The sequence below is a fragment of the Plantactinospora sp. B5E13 genome, assembly GCF_039871775.1.
GTDB lineage: Bacteria > Actinomycetota > Actinomycetes > Mycobacteriales > Micromonosporaceae > Plantactinospora.
The window spans coordinates 54,929-72,831 of the sequence record NZ_JBDPLT010000027.1 but is presented as its reverse complement, the minus strand read 5'-3'; the positions used below and the strand labels follow the sequence as shown (position 1 = coordinate 72,831).

Here is a 17,903-nt window from a genome sequence, read left to right as displayed (position 1 = left end):
CCCGGTTCCGCCGGCAGGCGCCGGGCGGTTCAGAGCAGTTCGGCCGAGACACCGAGCCATCGGCCCTGGCGTCGCTCCATCCGGAACGCCAGGGCCCAGGTGCGCCCGGTCACCCCGACCGCGGCGGCGGCCTCGACGACCCCGGGTCGCGGCTCGCAGACCCGCAGTCGGCGTAGCTGCAGGGTGCGCGGCGGCTGGCCGGGGCGGCGAGGACTCAGGATCCGGGCGGCCGCCGAGGCGAGCTTCTCCACCACCTGACCGGCGTCGCCGGGGTGGCACCGGGGCCGGATGTGCCCGGCCGGACGGAAGCCGTTGACGATCTCCAGGCACGGGTGGAGGAACGACCTCGCCGCCCGCCTGGCCTCGGGGCTGGCACCGGCGAGGCTCTCCACCGGCGCTCCCGGCGCTCCCGGCGCTCCCGGCGCTCCCGGCGTTCCCGGCGTTCCCGGCGCTCCCGGCGCTCCCGGCGCTCCCGGCGCTTCCGGCGTTCCCGGCGCTCCCGGCGTGGTCGGCCCCGGCCCGGTGCCGGCGCCGGGATCACCGGCTGGCGGGCGGGGCAGCGGGACCGCGTCCGGAGCCCGGCGGCGCCGGCTGTGCGGGGCGGAACGGGCGGCGTACCCGGGGGCGGCGGGCGTCCCCGGCCGGGCGACCGGTGGCCCGGTCTGCGGACTGTGCCGGCTGCCCGGTGTGGCCCGTCGGTGTCCCGGACCAGAGTGCGCGCCGTCAACCCGGGCGGCTGACTCGGCTGGTTCGGCCGACACCGGGTCACCGGGTCGCCCGAACCAGACTCCGGGCGTGCGCTCGTCGTCGAACGGCGGGTCGAGAGGCGGTACGGGGCGCAGTCGTACGGCGGGACGGACCGGGGGCCGGCTGCGGGTGGAATGCATCCGAGATCCTCCATGATCTTGCGTTTGCCTTCGTTTGCCTCCGACAGCGCCAATTTGTAGCTGATTCAGTGCTCGTCGTCAATGCGTGCGGCGGGCATGGGACCCACGTTCGCCGGCTTGTTATCAACCGGAGCGGTTCGGCAACCGACGATCGGGGCGCGGCCGGACGCCACGGACCGGCCGGACCGGCACCGACGGTGGTTGACCCGGACGGTAGCCGGCAGGACCGACAGGACCGGGCGGGCGTGGTGGGGGAGGTGAGGGCCGAGGGCCGGGGGAACTACTCGGCGTCCCGCTCCACCAGCGGGTTGCCGGCCACCCACTCGGCCGTCTCGGCGTACTTGCGCTGGATGTACTCCTCGAGGCGGGCGCGTTCGACCCGCCACTGCCCCCGGCCGCCGATCTTGATCGCCGGCAGTTCACCGCTGCGGACCATGTGGTAGACCTGCGAATCCGAGACGTTCAGCTCGGCGGCGACGTCGGACAGCAGCAGGAATCTCGGCGTCACGTAAGAACTCCCGCAGGTCGGTGGTTGCCTTAGTTTGCCATCGACCGCGTCGCGCTCGCCTCGGCCGTCAGGCTCTCCGCTTCACCGGTCCGCCCCGGCGACGGCGGGGCACCGACCGACCGACGCGGTCGTCGTACCCGGCGGTCGGCCACGGCCCGGCACGGGATCCGCTGCCACCTGGCGTGCGCCTGGTGTATTACCGTCGCGGGTGACAGAGGAACCGGCGCCGGCCGTGCTCGGCGTGGACGCGACGGCCGCCGTCGCGGGCAGCCGTCGAGCGGGAGAGACGATCGTGGCAGAACAGCTCGTCCGGGTGTACGTCCCGGCCACCGTGCCGATGCTCGCCGAGTTGCGGCAGGAGGGCTGGATCCTCGCCCCGCACGCCCACGCGGTGACTCCGGAACTGCGGGAGTGGTACGCCGAGGGCGACGACGAGGAACTCGAGTACGTGGCGTTCACCCGGGCCGCCCAGGAGGCGCTGCGCCTGCTGCACGCCGATCCGGACGCTCCCCGACGCCGGGTCGTGGTCTCCGCCGACCTGCCCGCCCCGGCCCTGCGCCGGCACGACCCGGAGCTCGGTTCCAGCACCGTACGGCTGGACGGGCGGATCGCCGTCGGCGCTGTCGCGGCGATCCACCTCGACGGGGTCGACGCGCTGGACGACGTCGCGGCGGCGGTCGACGTGGTCGAGCAGGCCCTGGCCGGTGACGCGGACGCGCAGTTCACCGTCGACGGCGTCGAGGACCACGAACTGGAGTGGTACGACGTGTCGGAGCTGGACACCCTCTGCGACCCGACCCCCTGACGCGCGGCGGTGCCGACTGAGCCGACCTGGGCTGGTCGGCGGTGCCGACTGAGCCGACCTGGGCCGACCTGGGCCGGTCGGCGGACTCAGCGACCGGCGACCGGCTCCGGCGAGTCCGTCGCCGGAGTGGTCGTCGGCTCGCCGTCGGCCGGGTCCTCGTCGACCGGAGTCCCGTCGGTCCGGTCCGCGGACGACCGGGTCAGTTCGGTCGGGGCCCGACCGCTCGTGCCGGGACCGTCCGGGTCGGTGGGCCGGGGCGGTGTCTCGACCGCCGACCCGTCGGCCGGACGGAGGGTCCGGCCGAAGGCGATGACCGTGGTGAGCGCCCCGACGAAGAACACCACCATCACGTGCTCGAACCGCTGCCCGTCGAGCCAGCTCTGCCCGACGTGGTCGGCCTCGCTGACCGCACCGGCCATCCGGAGCACCTCGGCACCGGCGGTCCGGGTGAGCACCTCGGCGATGAGCAGCAGCACACCCGGTCCGCCGCCGGCGATCAGGTACGCCGGCCAGCGCAGTGCCGCGCCGCCGGCCCCCCGAGCGGCGGCCCGGCGACCGGCGATCCGCAGGTAGCCGAACGCCAGCAGGCCGGCGGCCAACCCGCTGGCCAGTGAGGACGTCCAGGAGAACCACTGGAGGGCGGTGTACTGGGAGGTGTAGGTGTCGCCGGCGCCGTAGAGGGAAAGCAGCGGCTCCTGGAAGTAGCTCAGCGCGAAGCCGACCGCGAAGACGGCCAGCCCGGCGGTGACGACCGCGGCCACCACGAGAGTGTTGCGCAGTCCGCCGGCGATGCCACCGACGGTGGCCGCGGCGGCGGTGGTGCCGGCGAGGACCATGATCGCCGAGCCGTCGCCGTAGCTGAGGTTCACCGCGAGCGCGGCGAGCAGACCGGCCGCCAGGCCGGCGGCGAGCGCCGCCGCGAAGCGCGGGGTGGCCCGTCGCACGCCGAAGCGGCTGAGTACGGCCGCCAGGGTGAGGCTGACCGCCGCTCCGCTGACCAGGCTGGCCGAGATGATCCCCGGCAGGGCGTACGCGGCGGAGGTGATCGCGATCGAGGTGAAGCCGGCGGAGGTGATCGCCCACTTGGCGGACCAGAGCATCGCGGCGAGCCAGCCGATGGCCAGCAGAGCGAGCACCGGGGCGCCGGGAGCCGGCACGGGTACGCCGGGCTGGGTGGCGGTCGTCGCCGACCCCGTTTCGACCGGTCGGTCGGGAGCGGAGGTCGCGGTGGTGCCGGACTCTTCTGTCATCATCTCCCCTTCACAAGCTGACCGGCCGTGTCGACCCCGGCAACGACGGGGCCGCCAGGCGGCCGCCGGTCCCTCAGCGTACGCGGGCCGGCCGGGGCGGCGGATCGCCGCCGGTACGGTCCGGCCGGGTCCCGCCTGGCCCCGGGCGACGCTGCCCACGGCGGCGGTACGACGGCGTGGCCCGGCCGGCCGTCGGTGTGACGCCCGCCACCGGGTACCTGGTTGGGCTGCGACGGGGTCGGGACAATGTCCTGCCGGGCCGGCCCGGAGATCCGCACATGGGAGGATTGGCGCAGGTCCCGCCCTCGTACTCCCTGGAATCCCCGGGGTGTCGGGGCAGGGTGACCGGCCGACCAGCCGGCCCCGGCGGGACCGATCCCGTCACCGCAGCCGAGATCGCCCGGGAGTAAACCATGGACGCCGTTCTCTCCGTACCCGAGCCGCGTAACGAGCCGGTCCGCGACTACGCGCCCGGTAGCGCGGAGCGGGACAGCCTGCAACGCCGGCTCGGCGAGTTGGCCGCCGAGCGGCGGGACCTGCCGATGACCATCGGCGGCGTGCAACGGATGGGGGCGGGTGCCGCGATCGACGTCGTACAGCCGCACCGGCACCAGCATGTGCTGGGGGTCACCCACAACGCAACCAACGCGGATGCGCTGGCGGCGGTGACGGCCGCGAAGCAGGCTGCCCCGATGTGGCGTGATTTGTCCTTTGCCGAGCGGGCGGCGGTCTTCCTCCGTGCGGCGGACCTGCTCTCCGGTCCCTGGCGGGACACCCTGAACGCGGCCACCATGCTCGGCCAGTCGAAGACCGCCATCCAGGCCGAGATCGACTCTGCCTGCGAGCTGATCGACTTCCTGCGGTTCAACGTCGCCTTCGCCCGTCGGCTCCTCGGCGAGCAGCCGCTCTCCTCGCCCGGGGTGTGGAACCGGTTCGACCACCGGCCGCTGGAGGGCTTCGTCTACGCGATCACCCCGTTCAACTTCACCGCGATCGCGGGCAACCTGCCGGCCGCGCCGGCGCTGCTCGGCAACACCGTGGTCTGGAAGCCGGCGCCGACCCAGCAGCTCGCCGCGCACTTCACCATGCGGCTCTTCGAGGCGGCCGGCCTGCCGCCGGGTGTGATCAACATGGTCACCGGGGACGGCATCGCCGTCTCCGAGGTGGCGCTCGCCGACCCCGACCTGGCCGGCATCCACTTCACCGGCTCGACCAAGGTGTTCCAGAAGCTCTGGCGGATGGTCGGGGAGAACATCGCGAACTACCGGGGCTACCCGCGACTGGTCGGCGAGACCGGCGGCAAGGACTTTGTCGTCGCGCACGCCAGCGCCGACGTCGACGCGCTGCACACCGCGCTGATCCGCGGGGCGTACGAGTACCAGGGGCAGAAGTGCTCGGCCGCCTCTCGGGCGTACGTGCCCCGGTCGTTGTGGGAGGGCGGGCTGCGGGACCGGCTCGCCGCCACCGCCGACGGGCTGGCGTACGGCGACGTCACCGACTTCACCAACTTCGGTGGCGCGGTGATCGACGCGAAGGCGTTCGCCCGGCACACCGACGCGCTCGACATGATCTCGAACGACCCGCACTGCCGGATCGTCGCCGGAGGCACCGCTGACGACTCGGTCGGGTACTTCGTCCGGCCCACCCTCTTCGAGTGCGACGACCCGGCACACGACTCGTTCACCACGGAGTACTTCGGTCCGATCCTCGGCGTGCACGTCTACGACGACGCCCGGTACGACGAGGTGGTCCGGCAGGCCGAGTCGATCGCCCCGTACGCGCTCACCGGGGCGATCTTCGCCACCGACCGGCGGGTGATCGACCGGACCAGCGAGGTGCTCCGCTACGCCGCCGGCAACTTCTACGTCAACGACAAGCCGACCGGCGCGGTGGTGGGCCAGCAGCCGTTCGGCGGCGCCCGGGCCAGCGGCACCAACGACAAGGCCGGTTCCTGGCACAACCTGATCCGGTGGATGTCGCCGCGCACGGTCAAGGAGACCTTCGTGCCGCCGACCGACCACCGCTACCCGCACATGGGCTGAGTACGACGCCCCGGCTCCGCCTCCTGGTCCGCGCCAGGGGGCGGAGCGGAGCCACGGCCGTGCCAGGGAGCGGGAGCCCCGGCCGTGCCCCTGGTCCGCGCCGCCACGCGCCACCCGGATCGGCGTGGTCGCGGTCGGGATACGGCAGTTCCGGCAAACAGCCACATAAACGATGAAAGTTGACTAACCTCCCCAATTGGCGCAGGTCGCGTCGAGGCCCGGGTTCCGCCCGGGCGCCGGGCCGTGCCGTCGTCGGGTGATATCGCCCGGCCATCGCCCTCGGTCGATCAGTTCGGCCGGGCTGCCGCGTGCCCTTCCATTGATCGTCCTCATCCGACAGTCTCCGCCAGACAGTGCACAATGGAGACTTTGACCAGCGGATAGTGCCAAATCCTGGACGGGACGCCGGCAAAGTGGCAGCGTGGAGGGCATGGCGGATGTTGGTATCAACCCCACTGCGGCAGCCCTGCTCGGGCTGCTCCACGAAGGACCGATGACCGGCGGTCAGTTGATGGCCGCCGCTGAGCGGCGTCTGGCGCCGTACTGGTCGATGACCCGGAGCCAGGTCTACCGGGAGTTGCCGGCCCTGGCCGAGCAGGGACTGGTCCGGCTCGGCAAGCCCGGCCCCCGGTCCAGTCAGCCGTACGCGATCACCGCGGCCGGAAAACGGACATTCTCCCGATGGCTGACCGAGGCGCCGGGCAAGGACACGATCCGTAACCCGACGGCGCTCCGGGTGGCCTTCGGCCCGCAGCACTCGGCGAACCAGATGCGTGCCCTCTACAGCAACGCGAACGAATATCACACCGAGGCCCTCGCCTCGGCCCGGGAGCAGGCCAGGGACGCGAAGAAGGCCGGCGACTCGTACGGCGCGGCCGCGCTCGAGTTCGCGGTGGCGTACCACAAGGCGGCGCTCTCCTGGCTGAAGAGCGCCCCGGCCAGCTGACCGGGACCGACGGGGCTCCCGGCGCCGGCCCCGGCGCGGTTCGTCGCCGCGACGGTCCGGTCGTCCGGGCGACCAGTACTCTTGACTGTCGTGACCGCTGCCGAATACTCCGACCAACTCAAGGATCTTGACGCCACCCTGCGCAACATCGAGGCTGTCCTCGATGTCGACCGGCTGCGTCAGAGCAAGGCAGAGCTGGAGGAGGCGGCCTCCGTGCCGGATCTCTGGGACGACCAGACCCGGGCCCAGGAGGTGACCTCCAAGCTCTCGTACGTCAACGGCGAGCTCGCCAAGCTGGAGAGCCTGCGCGGTCGGCTCGACGACGCCCGCGTTCTGCTCGAACTGGCCGAGGCGGAGGCGGACGCCGGGGTGCTCGGCGAGGTCGAGACGGAGATCGGCGGCCTGCGGAAGTCGATCGAGGAGCTGGAGGTCCGCACCCTGCTCTCCGGCGAGTACGACTCCCGGGAGGCGCTGGTGGCGATCCGGGCCGGTGCGGGTGGCGTGGACGCCGCGGACTTCGCCGAGATGCTGCTCCGGATGTACCTGCGCTGGGCCGAACGGCACGGCTACCCGACCGAGGTCTACGAGACGTCGTACGCCGAGGAGGCGGGCCTGAAGTCGGCCACGTTCGCGGTCAAGGTCCCGTACGCCTACGGCACGCTCAGTGTCGAGGCCGGTACGCACCGGCTGGTCCGGATCAGCCCGTTCGACAACCAGGGGCGGCGGCAGACCAGCTTCGCCGGGGTCGAGGTGCTGCCGGTCACCGAACAGACGGACCATATCGACATTCCGGAGAACGAGCTGCGGGTCGACGTCTACCGGTCCTCCGGCCCCGGCGGGCAGAGCGTGAACACCACGGACTCCGCGGTCCGGATCACCCACCTGCCCACCGGGATCGTGGTGACCTGTCAGAACGAGAAGTCCCAGCTGCAGAACAAGGCGTCCGCGTTGCGCGTGCTGCAGGCCCGGCTGCTGGAGCGCAAGCGCCAGGAGGAACAGGCCAAGCTCGAGGGGCTCAAGGCCGACGCCGCCGGGTCGTGGGGCGACCAGATGCGCTCGTACGTCCTGCACCCTTATCAGATGGTGAAGGATCTGCGTACCGAACAGGAGACGGGCAACCCGGCCTCGGTGTTCGACGGCGACCTGGACGCGTTTATCGAGGCGGGAATCCGTTGGCGGAAGCAGCGTCAGCTCGCCGGTGACGCGGCGTGAACACGCCTCGCGTCAGTATGGATGCGAGGCGTGGTCGGAATTGATCGCCAGCGTGTGCGTGGTGTGAGCGAGGATCAACGCAGCGCAAATTCTGCACAAATGTCGGGCGGACAGGCCGGGCTCCGGTCTTGGCCTTTTCGTTACGACGCGTAGACTCACCACCCGTGATTCAGCTTGAGCAAGTGACGAAGACGTACCCGAAGGCGTCCCGGCCATCGCTCGACAGCGTGTCGGTCTCGATTGAGAAGGGTGAGTTCGTCTTCTTCATCGGTCCCTCCGGATCCGGCAAGTCGACGATCATCAAGCTGCTGCTGCACGAGGTCACCCCCACCAAGGGGCGGGTCGTCGTGAACAACAAGGACGTCACCTCGATGCGGTCCTGGAAGATCCCCAACTTCCGCCGCTCGATCGGCTGCGTCTTCCAGGACTTCCGGCTGCTGCCCAACCGCACCGCGTACGAGAACGTCGCCTTCGCCCTCGAGGTCATCGGCAAGACCAAGGCGGTCGCCCGTCGGGTCGTGCCCGAGGTGTTGGAGCTGGTCGGCCTCGGTGGCAAGGAGCACCGGTACCCGCACGAACTCTCCGGTGGTGAGCAGCAGCGTGTCGCGGTTGCCCGCGCCTTTGTCAACCGACCACTGATCCTGCTGGCCGACGAGCCGACCGGAAACCTCGACCCGGACACGTCGATCGAGATCATGCGTCTGCTGGACCGGATCAACCGCACCGGAACCACGGTCGTGATGGTGACGCACGATTCCAACATCGTGAACCAGATGCGTCGTCGTGTCATCGAGATCGAGAGCGGTCGGATCGTCCGGGACCAGGCGCGGGGTGTCTACGGCTGACCGGGTCGCCTCGGACCCGTGCCGACGGCCCTGATTCGACGACGAACGACCCCCTGCGGAGATCCGGAAGGAACCCCCGATGCGCTTGAAATACGTCCTGTCCGAGGTGATGGTCGGACTGTGGCGGAACGTGACCATGACCATCGCGATGATCATCACGATGGCGGTCTCACTGACCATGCTCGGCGCGAGCGGCCTGATGTACCTCCAGGTCGACGCGATGAAAGACGCGTACTACAAGGACATCGAGGTCTCGATCTTCCTTGACGCCGCGGTCACCGAGCAGCAGCGCACCGAGCTGCAGACGGAACTGGAGAACGACCCCCTGGTCCGGGAGGTCAAGCACGAGACCAGGGAGGAGGCGTACGAGCGGTTCAAGCAGCTGTTCGCCGACTCGCCCGACCTGGTCAACGCGGTGCAGGCGGACAAGCTGCCCGAGTCGTTCCGGATCAACCTGAAGAACCCCGAGCAGTACCAGCAGATCTTCGACCAGTACAAGGACAAGGAGGGGATCGACGACATCATCGACCAGCGTCGACTCCTCGAGCAGATCTTCAACATCCTCGGCGCGATCCAGAACATGGCGTTGGCGGCGGCCTCGGTGATGGCGATCGCGGCCCTGCTGCTGGTCGCGAACACGATCCAGGTGGCGGCCTACAGCAAGCGCCGCGAGGTCGCGGTGATGAAGCTGGTCGGTGCCTCCAACTGGTTCATCCAGGCCCCGTTCGTCCTGGAGGCCGTGGTCGCCGGTCTGCTCGGCGCGATCATCGGTTTCGGTCTGATCGTGATCGGCAAGGTCGTCCTGCTCGACGGCTCGCTGCGGGACCTGACCGACCTGCTCACCCCGATCCAGTGGGGCACCGTCCTGCTGATGCTCCCCTTCATGGCGGCGGTCGGCGGACTGGTCAGCGCGGTCACCGCCTGGGTGACGCTCCGCTTCTACCTGCGGGTCTAGCTTCTCCTCCCTACCTTGCGGGTCCCTTTCCGGACCCCGGAGCATCGGTGGTGCGCACAGGGCCCCGGCCGGCGCGAAAAGCGCGAGCCAGGGGCCCTGTGCCGCGAGGTAGCATTGCGCGGTTGTCCAGCGGATGAGGAGGTGTGGCGCCATGCCACGGGAGAAGGGGCGCAAGGTCGTCGCCTCCAACCGGAAGGCGCGGCACGACTACGCCATCCTCGACACGTACGAGGCGGGCATGGCGTTGACCGGCACCGAGGTCAAGTCGTTGCGGGCCGGACGCGCCTCACTTGTCGACGCCTTCGCCCAGGAACGGGACGGCGAGATCTATCTGCACGGCATGCACATCCCGGAGTACGCCCAGGGCACCTGGACGAACCACGAGCCGCGCCGGACCCGCAAGCTGCTGCTCAACCGGCAGGAGATCATCCGGCTGATCGGCAAGCTGCGGGAGAGTGGGCTCACCCTGGTGCCGCTGTCGGTGTACTTCTCCGACGGCTGGGCCAAGGTCGAGATCGGGCTGGCCAAGGGCAAGAAGGCGTACGACAAGCGACAGGACCTGGCGAAGCGCGACGCCGACCGGGAGATCCAGCGGGTCAGCGGCCGACGCGGCAAGGGCATGGAGTAACCGCCCCGTCGTCCGGTTCGACACCGGTCGCGGCGTACCGGAGACGTTGATCACTTCCTCCGGATGGCCGGGCACGCCGGGCCGGTATCCGGAATGAACTCGTCGGGGTGAGGCGTTAGGCTAGGAGTGGCCGTCGGGCAGTCGCCCGGATGGCAGGGATACCAGGGGGTGACTGGTTTCGACTTCGTACGTTGAGGCAGGGGAAGCGAGCCGAGGAAGCCGACGTCGTCTCGAGAATCGGTCGTCGGAAACCAATAAGCGCCAAGAGCAATCGCGCTGACTACGCTCTCGCCGCCTGAGGCGAGTAGCTAGTCTGTCGGCCTGGGAGTGCCTTCGGCCCAGTTAGCCGGCATCAGCTAGGAGGCTGGCCAATCGAACCCGGTCGCGGGGTTCGTGCGGCGAGATTAATCAGCGACTGGGCCCGTCACACCGACTCGCTCGCGTGATCGGAGGGGCCGAGTAGAGGCACAGCGAGCTGCGCTCGGAGAAGCCCTGGCAAGGCGACGAAGGACCCGGGTTCGATTCCCGGCACCTCCACGGACACCTTGGCTGTGCCCCGGTCACACCGACCGGGGCACAGCTGTGTCTGCGCCGGTTACTCCATCCGCACCCGTACCGGCCAGGCGACCGGTCCAGCGCTGGGCGAGGCGACCGGTCCAGCTCTGGGGCCGGGCCGGGCTGCCGGTCCCGCTCGGGCCGCCGTCCGGTTCCTCGGCTGTTCTGGATGGCCTCCTGGCCGATTGAGCTGTCAGCAAAGCGCTCAGCGGACTGGCCCTCCAGGCCTTAACCATCCGCAGTGGTCCAGGCTATGGTGCGAGGCATGGCGTTTACTGCGCGCAGGATCACCATCGACGCTGCGGATTGGGTCGCCTCCCCGCGGCCCGGTGTTGGCCTCTCCGACGGATCGACGCGGCGGGCCGACCTGCGGTTCGTGTCGTCCGGGCGGGCCGAGTAGCGGGTGGCGGGCGTGTTCGGTGAGGGGCAGGCGATCGGGGGACGGTCGATGGAGTCGATGACCGGGCAACTGCTGGTCGCGACCCCTGCGTTGAAGGACCCCAACTTCGACCGGACCGTGGTGCTGCTGGTCGCCCACGAGCCCGGCGGCGCGCTCGGCGTGGTGCTCAACCGGGCGACCGAGGTGCCGGTCTCCGAGGTGCTCGGCGCCTGGGGCGGGCTGGCCAGGGACCCGGCGGTGCTCTTCGAGGGCGGCCCGGTGCAGCCGGAGTCCGCGATCTGCCTGGCCAGGATGCGTACGCCGAACCAGCGGGTGAAAGGCATCCACCAGGTCACCGGCTCGGTCGGCACGGTCGACCTCTCCGTCGACCCGGAGCAGCTCCGGGACGCGGTCACCGGGATCCGGGTCTTCGCCGGCTACTCCGGTTGGTCGCCCGGGCAGGTGGAGGAGGAGGTCGCCCGCGGCTCGTGGTTCGTCCTGGACGCGCTGCCCGGGGACGCCTTCATGGAACGGCCGGATGATCTCTGGGCGATGGTGCTGCGCCGGCAGGGTGGCATCATGGCGGCGGTTGCCCACTTCCCGCCGGACGTCCTGATGAACTGATCGGCCCCTGGTTCGGGCCGGTCGGGGCGGCCGGCGGCGCGCGGTGGGGCCCCGGATGACCGGGGCGCCGGAGGTGTGTACTATTCCGTGAGTGCCCGGGAGACCGGGCAGCAGGTGAGGGGCCGTGGCGCAGCTGGTAGCGCACCACACTGGCAGTGTGGGGGTCAGGGGTTCGAGTCCCCTCGGCTCCACCCAAACCGCAGGTCAGACCAGCGCCCTGGTCGGAAGCGAGACTTCCGGGCCAGGGCGTTCGTCGTATCTGGCACCGGTAGAACGTCACGTGCCAGATCTGTGCCAGACCAGGTTGTGATCTTGGTTCTCGCCTCCGTGATCAGAGCGTCCAGCGCTGCCGCGATGGTGTGATCGCGATCACGGATCGCGTGCTGACAAAATATCGCAGCCAGGGTGCTTGAATGGCCGGTCCGAGCCATCAGCTCCTTGAGTCGCGCCGCTCTGCGCGGACCAGGTGCTGCCCGTGTGCCGGAGGTCGTGTAAGTGCAGACCGGTGTCCGTCGGGATGCTGGCATCCCTGAGCGCCTTTGTGTCCGACCCGGTAGAAGTACGGCAGCCGTCGTTCGGGATCTTGGTGCGGGTCGGTAAATGCGGAGCGGCCACCGCGTGATCGTCTGTGTGTTGTGGACAAACAATCGGATCTTGCGGTGGCCGTGGGTCACAGCGTAGACGCTGCCGGATGGCGGCGCGCGCTCGCCCTGTTCCAACGAATCGGCCTGCAACTGCTGATCGTGACCCCGTTGCAGAAGATCCACGTCATCGAACCGTACGTGGCCGCGGTCGGGTTCGTGGACAACCCGAACGGCAACTACTCGCGCTTGCAGAGCCTGACCATCGAGGAGTACCACGAGCGGCGGCAGGCACACGAATTGGGCGCGTCGTCCGCGTCCCAGGCCTGACATGGCCGCTGCCTCGCGGGTACCACGCTGGACCGAGCCCGACGATCTGGTCGAACGGCTGCGTCGTCGATGGGAGACGGGGGAGCTCCTGACTGCGCTGGGACGGGGTACGCCGTGGCAGCCGGTCGTCGTACCGCTGCGCGCCCCGACCGCAGCCGAACTGGCCGATCATTTCGGCGCGGCTCAGGAGTGGATCGGCCGATGGCGGAAGGTCGACACGGATCTCGTACGGCTTGAGCAGCGTACCGTCGGCGGCCGGTTGATCGGCGCCAACCGTGTGCCCGCCCGGGCGGTGATCGACACTCCCGAGCAACTCTGGGCACTGTTGCGGGTTGGTGCGCAGGTGGCGACGTACGAACGACTACTGAAGGCCACCCAGGTCAGCGCACCGGCATTACTGGACTGGATGGCGGCCCATCCGATGCAGGTGCTCGGGCACGCGGATCGGTGGAGCAACCTGGTTGACGCCGTGCTCTGGATCGACCGGAACGGGCGGCCGGAGACGTACCTGCGGCACGTCGACGTGCCGGGAGACCCGTGATCCTGCCGGACCAGTTGGCGTCGGTCACCAGGGACGGAGTCCCCCAAGGGTTGAACTCGGGCCAGACGCAGAGCACGCCCTGCGGGCAGTTCCCGGGCGGATAGATGTCGTCCGACGTCTGGGAAAGCGCCGCCGAGGCGGGAGAGGTGGCGGCAAGCGCGCCTGCGACGGCTGCGGCGACAGCGAAGGACCTCAGCACGGTTCACCTCCTTGTCGATCGATGGGTGTCGGACTCGCCGTGTGGAGGATCAGCGGCAGTTGTGCGTGTGGAAGTCCACCCTCGTCACGGTCACGGGCACGTACAGGTGCCCGTCGCCGGAGGTGGCGCAGAGGGTGCCGGTGTAGACCGTCCCGCCCCAGTTGGCGGTCCAGGTGATGTCGACGTTGCGGGAGGTGTAGTTGTAGAAGTTGAACACCGTGACATTGCCGGCCCAGTCCGTGGTGGTGACCAGGGACGGAGGCGCGGTGGGACCTTCCGGCGGGTGATCCGTGTTGGCCCAACCGCAGAACGTGCCCTGCGTGCAGTTCCCGGGTGGCCAGATTCCGTAACCTGCTTGCGCGGTTGCCGCCGAGGTGGGAGAGGCGGTGGCCAGCACGCCTGCGACGGCCGCGGCGACAGCGAGGGACTTCAGCACGTTGCACCCACTTTCCAGAGAAACATATCGATGTATGTGAAATTTACGCGGGGAAAATTGACCAGTCAAGCACCTGACGTGACCCGCTCACCCGGCAGTCACCGGCGCTGGTCTCACCAGGCCAGGTGACCCGCGACAGACCGACCTGAGCCAGCCGGACCGGGGCGGTCGGCCGGTGGATCGCCGTGATGACACCGCTGGTGTCCGCGGACATGACCGTGAGGAGGCCCATGACATCTCTGCGGGCACGGCTGGAGGATGAGCTCGTCGCGCTCAACGAGCGGTTCGGGGAAGGTGTATCCGCGTACCGGGTGCAGCCGCTGCGGTCCCGCTCCTTTGTGGGCACCGAGTCGCGGCTGAACATCGCGCCGGAGTTGCTGCGGCAGGTGGCGTTCGGCGCCGAGACCGATCCGGGGGTCCCGTTCTCCGGCTCGCGGAGTGCGGTACCGCCGGGACCCCAAGGTCCCGGTGACCGTCCGACCGGTGGCGACTGTGTCGTAGACCACTTCCGGGAAGCCGCGCATACCGTGCTCGGGCACGAGGACGAGGTCGGCGTCGGTCCACCCGGCGTCCACCCGGTCCGAACCGACCCCGTCGCGCCCGGAAGCATGTACGCCGGCGGCCCCGGATGAGACCGATGCCCCCGTCGGGCACGGCAGCAGCCGGTAGGTTCGATACCCATGCGGACAGGGGCGGGCCACGACACGATCCCGCTCGTCGGACGGGCCGATGACGAGCAGCGGCTTCGATCCGCCCTGCTGTCCCTGGCCGCGGGCAACGGTGGCTGCGTCATCATCGAGGGACCGGCGGGTATCGGCAAGAGCCGGATGCTGGCCGAGGTTGCGGACCAGGCTGTTGAACTCGGGCTGGTGATGGCCCGGGGACGAGCGACCGAACTCGACCATGTCGCGCCGCTCAGCACCCTGTTGAACGCGCTGAGCGGGTCGGATCAGCCAGTGCTGAGCAGGTCTGACCTCACCAACCTGCGCAGACACGAGGACGGTCGGTTCTGGCTGGTCGACCAGCTCACCGGGCTGATCGAGAACTACAGCCAACAGCACGCACTGGTGGTCTGTCTCGACGACGTGCAGTGGGCCGACGAGCTCAGCGCGCTGACGCTGCGGATACTCGTGCCGGCGCTGCGCTCGTCGCCGGTCCTGTGGCTGCTGGCCTGCCGGCCGTTGCCGGCACGATCGTCCACGCGGCACGTCTTCGACTGGTTGATCGCCGAGGGAGCGGGCCGGCTGCCCCTCGGCCCGCTCCCGGAGCAGGCCGTCGCCGAACTCTGCGTGGAGATTCTCGGCGCCCAGCCCGGCGAGTCGCTGCTCGCCCTGGTCCGCGGCAGCGGCGGCAATCCGTTCCTCCTGGAGACCCTACTCACCAGCCTGCGTGACGGAGACCGGATCCGGATCGTCGACGGCGTGGCGGTCCCCGTCGGCAACGAACTTCCCGTCGGCTTCCTCACCGCGGTCGACCAGCGCCTCGGCGACCTCCCGGACGGCGTACGGCGGTTGCTGGAGGCGGCGTCGGTGCTGGGCCGCCCGTTCACGCTGCACGAGGTCGCGGGCGTACTCGACGAACCGGCGGTCCGCCTGCTCGACCCGGCGAAGGAGGCGGTCGACGCCGGAATGCTGCTCGACGGCCCCACCGCCTTCACCTTCCGGCACGACCTGATCCGGGAGGCCATCTACGGTCGGCTCTCCGGCCCGGCCCGGCAGGCGCTGCACCGGGTGGCGGCAGGCGTGCTCCAGACGGAGGGACGCCCGGCGGGCGAGATCGCGCAGCACCTGATCAGGGGAGCGCTGCCCGACGACCCTCGGACCCTGGCCGTGGTGCGGGAAGCGGTCGCCCAGGTCGCTCCGACCGCCCCCGGCACCGCCGCCGACCTGATCCTCGGCGTGCTCGGGACGTTCACCGGCCGTGATCCGGAACGCGTCGGACTGGTCGCCGGGGCGGTACGACTGCTGGCGTCCGCCGGGCGTCTCGCCCAGGCCCGCGAACTCGGTGAGGTGTACCTCCGCCGGGGCCTCGCCGCGCCGACCGAGGCGGCCATCCTGCTCGGCCTCGCCGAAGCGCTCAAGCACGCCGGCCAGGACCGGGCGGCGATCGAGTACGCCGACCGCGCGCTCGCGCTGCCGGACGTGCCGACCGGGGAACGGGCCCACCTGCTCGCCATCCAGGCCCACGCGCTGCTGCAGATCGACGACATCGTGGCGGCGGACCGTTCCGCCCGGCTCGCCGCCGAGCTGGGCGGCCCGGTGGGAGAGCACTCCGCCGTCGTCTTCGCGCTCGAGGCGCGTTGCGTGGCGGCGTACGCACGAGGCGCCCTGACCACCGCCGCCGAGTACGCCGAAGCGGCGGTGCGACTGGCGGACGAGGTCGGCGGCGAGGCACGGCAACGCCATCCGGCGCTGTGGCGGGGCATGGTGCTGGCCGCGATGGACCAGCTCGACGAGGCCGCCGCCGCGTACGCCGCCGACAAGGTGGCGACGGACGAGCTCGGCACGGCCTGGTCCCGGCCGCTCTGGCACCACCTGCACGCCGACCTGTGCCTGGCCGCCGGCCGGCTCGACGACGCCGAGGCGGTGGCCGAGGCGGGACTGCGGGTCGCCGAACAGCTGGGGGCGAGCGCGGTGGTGCCGTCGCTGCTGGCGACGCTCGGGCAGATCGCCCTGCACCGCGACGACCTGCCGCGCGCGCTGGACTACCTGCGCCGAGCCCAGCACCACGTACACAGCGGCATCGGCGTCATCGCCGAGGAACTCGCCTGGGAGCAGGCGCTCTACGCGGACGCGACGGGCCGGCCGGAAGGCGTGCTCGACGCACTGGCCCGGCTGTACGACGCCCTTCCGGAGCGGCTGTACCTGATCGTGCACAACCCCTTCGCCGGACCGCACCTGGTCCGGATGGCGTTGAACGCCGGAGACCCGGAGCGGGCGGCGGCGGCGGTCCGCGCCACCCGCGCGGCGGCCGAACTGAACCCGGGCAGCGCCTCGCTGGCCGGGGCCAGCCGGCACGCGGAAGGGCTACTGCACGGCAACCTCGACGCCCTGCGGGACGCGGTGGTCGCGCTGGCGGACAGCCCGCGCCCGTACGGCCGTGCCTCGGCGACCGAGGACGCCGGTGTCGCCGAGTACGCGGCAGGCAACTCGAGCGCCGCGATCTCCCTGCTGAAGTCGGCGTTGAACGAGTACGCCGCGGCGGGTGCCAAGCGGGACGCCACCCGGATCCGGCACCGGCTACGCGCACTCGGGGTGCGCACCGCGCGGGCGCAGGGGGAGCGTCGCCCCCGTACCGGCTGGGGGAGCCTGACCGAGTCGGAGCTGCGGGTGGCGCGGTTGGTCGCCGACGGACACACCAACCGGCAGATCGCCGACCGTCTCTTCCTGTCGCCGCACACGGTCGACAGTCACATCCGGCACGCCTTCGCCAAGCTCGGTGTCTCGAGTCGGGTCGATCTGACCCGGCTGGTGCTCACCAACGACCAGCCGGGCCGGGAACCCTGACCGCTGAGGAGCGCCGTCCAGCCGAGCCGGTCAGGTGGCGGTGTCGCCGGGGCCGGGCAGGGGGCCGAAGTGGCGTCGGGAGACGGCTTCGGCACGTCGCACGTCGGAGTGGGTGAGCCGCTCGTCCTTCTCGCCAGGCCGGACCGGCCGGCCGATGTCCCGGAAGAACTGCTCCATGTCGCTGGGCGTGTAGAGCAGGAGCATCCGGCCGGCTCGCCCGGTCGTGTTACGCCAGCTGTGCATGGTCCCCCGGGGGATGAACGCGTAGTCGCCGGCGGCGATGACAAATTCCCGGTCGCCGGCGCGGACCTCGAACGTGCCCTCCAGGACAAAGAAGGACTCGTCGGAGCCGGCGTGCAGGTGCGGAGGCGGACCGTTGCCGGGCGGGACGGCGATGCTCACCCCGGTCAGCGCGCCGCCGGTCGTCTCGGCCGACGCCAACAACGTGTACCGGGACAGCAGCGGCCCCTCGCCCTCGGCGAACGGACCGGGCAACGCCTCCGGCACCCACAGCGGGACCCCGCCGTCGGCGGGTACGTGTGCCACCACGGGTCCGTTCCGTCCGTCAACCTCTGACAAGGCAGCCCCCTCCGCATCGTCACCGATCGCGTCAAGCGTGCCGCGCCGGAACCGCCGGGGGCATCACGGATCTTCGGGAGATGGCCGGACGGGCA

General features: G+C 70.6%; 17 protein-coding genes, 1 tRNA gene and 1 other RNA gene. 14 read left to right on the top strand and 5 right to left on the bottom strand.

Features of this window, described 5'->3' with window-relative positions; all coding sequences use genetic code 11:
* Window positions 1-29: 29 nt before the first annotated feature.
* On the bottom strand, window positions 30-392 hold the full coding sequence (locus tag ABGB05_RS23225; protein WP_347655574.1) for an Rv3235 family protein: 363 nt from the start codon (window positions 390-392) through the stop codon (window positions 30-32).
* 775 nt (window positions 393-1,167) lie between these two features.
* A complete protein-coding gene (locus ABGB05_RS23220; protein WP_347655573.1) occupies window positions 1,168-1,395 on the bottom strand; it encodes a helix-turn-helix domain-containing protein in 228 nt (75 codons plus the stop codon).
* Window positions 1,396-1,687: 292 nt separating this feature from the next.
* Between ABGB05_RS23220 and ABGB05_RS23215 the strand changes: the two genes are divergently transcribed.
* Complete coding sequence (locus tag ABGB05_RS23215) at window positions 1,688-2,200, top strand: hypothetical protein (protein ID WP_347655596.1); 513 nt, start codon at window positions 1,688-1,690, stop codon at window positions 2,198-2,200.
* 86 nt (window positions 2,201-2,286) lie between these two features.
* Here ABGB05_RS23215 and ABGB05_RS23210 read toward each other — a convergent pair whose 3' ends face one another.
* Window positions 2,287-3,450: a hypothetical protein gene (locus ABGB05_RS23210; protein WP_347655572.1), complete on the bottom strand. Its 1,164-nt coding sequence runs from the start codon at window positions 3,448-3,450 to the stop codon at window positions 2,287-2,289.
* A 413-nt stretch (window positions 3,451-3,863) separates the two neighbouring features.
* Between ABGB05_RS23210 and pruA the strand changes: the two genes are divergently transcribed.
* The 11 genes from pruA to ABGB05_RS23155 all read left to right on the top strand — a co-directional run bounded on the left by pruA (window position 3,864) and on the right by ABGB05_RS23155 (window position 13,088).
* The gene (gene pruA, locus ABGB05_RS23205) at window positions 3,864-5,492 is read left to right on the top strand and encodes an L-glutamate gamma-semialdehyde dehydrogenase (RefSeq protein WP_347655571.1); all 1,629 of its coding nucleotides are present in this window, start codon (window positions 3,864-3,866) and stop codon (window positions 5,490-5,492) included.
* A 430-nt stretch (window positions 5,493-5,922) separates the two neighbouring features.
* On the top strand, window positions 5,923-6,438 hold the full coding sequence (locus ABGB05_RS23200) for a helix-turn-helix transcriptional regulator (RefSeq protein ID WP_347655570.1): 516 nt from the start codon (window positions 5,923-5,925) through the stop codon (window positions 6,436-6,438).
* A gap of 90 nt (window positions 6,439-6,528) precedes the next feature.
* Window positions 6,529-7,650, top strand: coding sequence for a peptide chain release factor 2 (prfB, locus tag ABGB05_RS23195; protein ID WP_347655569.1), 1,122 nt, complete (start codon window positions 6,529-6,531; stop codon window positions 7,648-7,650).
* Between the two features lie 164 nt (window positions 7,651-7,814).
* Window positions 7,815-8,495: a cell division ATP-binding protein FtsE gene (ftsE, locus tag ABGB05_RS23190; protein WP_331212371.1), complete on the top strand. Its 681-nt coding sequence runs from the start codon at window positions 7,815-7,817 to the stop codon at window positions 8,493-8,495.
* 79 nt (window positions 8,496-8,574) lie between these two features.
* Window positions 8,575-9,450: a permease-like cell division protein FtsX gene (gene ftsX / locus ABGB05_RS23185; RefSeq protein WP_347655568.1), complete on the top strand. Its 876-nt coding sequence runs from the start codon at window positions 8,575-8,577 to the stop codon at window positions 9,448-9,450.
* 151 nt (window positions 9,451-9,601) lie between these two features.
* Entirely contained in the window at window positions 9,602-10,078 is a 477-nt protein-coding gene (smpB, locus tag ABGB05_RS23180) for an SsrA-binding protein SmpB (protein ID WP_347655567.1), read from the top strand.
* Window positions 10,079-10,242: 164 nt separating this feature from the next.
* Window positions 10,243-10,618, top strand: a transfer-messenger RNA (tmRNA) gene (gene ssrA / locus ABGB05_RS23175).
* Between the two features lie 427 nt (window positions 10,619-11,045).
* A complete protein-coding gene (locus ABGB05_RS23170; RefSeq protein ID WP_347655595.1) occupies window positions 11,046-11,636 on the top strand; it encodes a YqgE/AlgH family protein in 591 nt (196 codons plus the stop codon).
* A gap of 118 nt (window positions 11,637-11,754) precedes the next feature.
* Window positions 11,755-11,827 (top strand) — tRNA-Ala (locus ABGB05_RS23165).
* A gap of 474 nt (window positions 11,828-12,301) precedes the next feature.
* The gene (locus tag ABGB05_RS23160; RefSeq protein WP_347655566.1) at window positions 12,302-12,547 is read left to right on the top strand and encodes a hypothetical protein; all 246 of its coding nucleotides are present in this window, start codon (window positions 12,302-12,304) and stop codon (window positions 12,545-12,547) included.
* A gap of 1 nt (window position 12,548) precedes the next feature.
* Complete coding sequence (locus ABGB05_RS23155; protein WP_347655565.1) at window positions 12,549-13,088, top strand: DUF3322 domain-containing protein; 540 nt, start codon at window positions 12,549-12,551, stop codon at window positions 13,086-13,088.
* Between the two features lie 248 nt (window positions 13,089-13,336).
* Here the strand turns inward: ABGB05_RS23155 and ABGB05_RS23150 are convergent, their stop codons facing one another.
* Window positions 13,337-13,723, bottom strand: coding sequence for a hypothetical protein (locus ABGB05_RS23150; RefSeq protein ID WP_347655564.1), 387 nt, complete (start codon window positions 13,721-13,723; stop codon window positions 13,337-13,339).
* Between the two features lie 230 nt (window positions 13,724-13,953).
* Here ABGB05_RS23150 and ABGB05_RS23145 point away from each other — a divergent pair, with 230 nt between their 5' ends.
* Both ABGB05_RS23145 and ABGB05_RS23140 read left to right on the top strand, forming a co-directional pair.
* Window positions 13,954-14,355 (top strand): hypothetical protein, encoded by a 402-nt coding sequence (locus ABGB05_RS23145; protein WP_347655563.1) that lies wholly within the window; start codon window positions 13,954-13,956, stop codon window positions 14,353-14,355.
* 48 nt (window positions 14,356-14,403) lie between these two features.
* Complete coding sequence (locus ABGB05_RS23140; protein ID WP_347655562.1) at window positions 14,404-17,229, top strand: AAA family ATPase; 2,826 nt, start codon at window positions 14,404-14,406, stop codon at window positions 17,227-17,229.
* 30 nt (window positions 17,230-17,259) lie between these two features.
* On the opposite strand, the gene ABGB05_RS23135 is transcribed toward ABGB05_RS23140, so the two are convergent.
* Entirely contained in the window at window positions 17,260-17,775 is a 516-nt protein-coding gene (locus ABGB05_RS23135; RefSeq protein ID WP_347655561.1) for a cupin domain-containing protein, read from the bottom strand.
* Window positions 17,776-17,903: the final 128 nt, after the last annotated feature.

Bases quoted from the DNA above. Each gene is read 5' to 3' on its own strand.
- ABGB05_RS23140 (WP_347655562.1), top strand. From the start codon at position 14,404: ATGCGGACAGGGGCGGGCCACGACACGATCCCGCTCGTCGGACGGGCC.
- ABGB05_RS23210 (WP_347655572.1), bottom strand. From the start codon at position 3,450: ATGACAGAAGAGTCCGGCACCACCGCGACCTCCGCTCCCGACCGACCG.
- ftsX (WP_347655568.1), top strand. From the start codon at position 8,575: ATGCGCTTGAAATACGTCCTGTCCGAGGTGATGGTCGGACTGTGGCGG.
- ABGB05_RS23200 (WP_347655570.1), top strand. From the start codon at position 5,923: ATGGCGGATGTTGGTATCAACCCCACTGCGGCAGCCCTGCTCGGGCTG.
- ABGB05_RS23145 (WP_347655563.1), top strand. From the start codon at position 13,954: ATGACATCTCTGCGGGCACGGCTGGAGGATGAGCTCGTCGCGCTCAAC.
- smpB (WP_347655567.1), top strand. From the start codon at position 9,602: ATGCCACGGGAGAAGGGGCGCAAGGTCGTCGCCTCCAACCGGAAGGCG.
- ABGB05_RS23155 (WP_347655565.1), top strand. From the start codon at position 12,549: ATGGCCGCTGCCTCGCGGGTACCACGCTGGACCGAGCCCGACGATCTG.
- pruA (WP_347655571.1), top strand. From the start codon at position 3,864: ATGGACGCCGTTCTCTCCGTACCCGAGCCGCGTAACGAGCCGGTCCGC.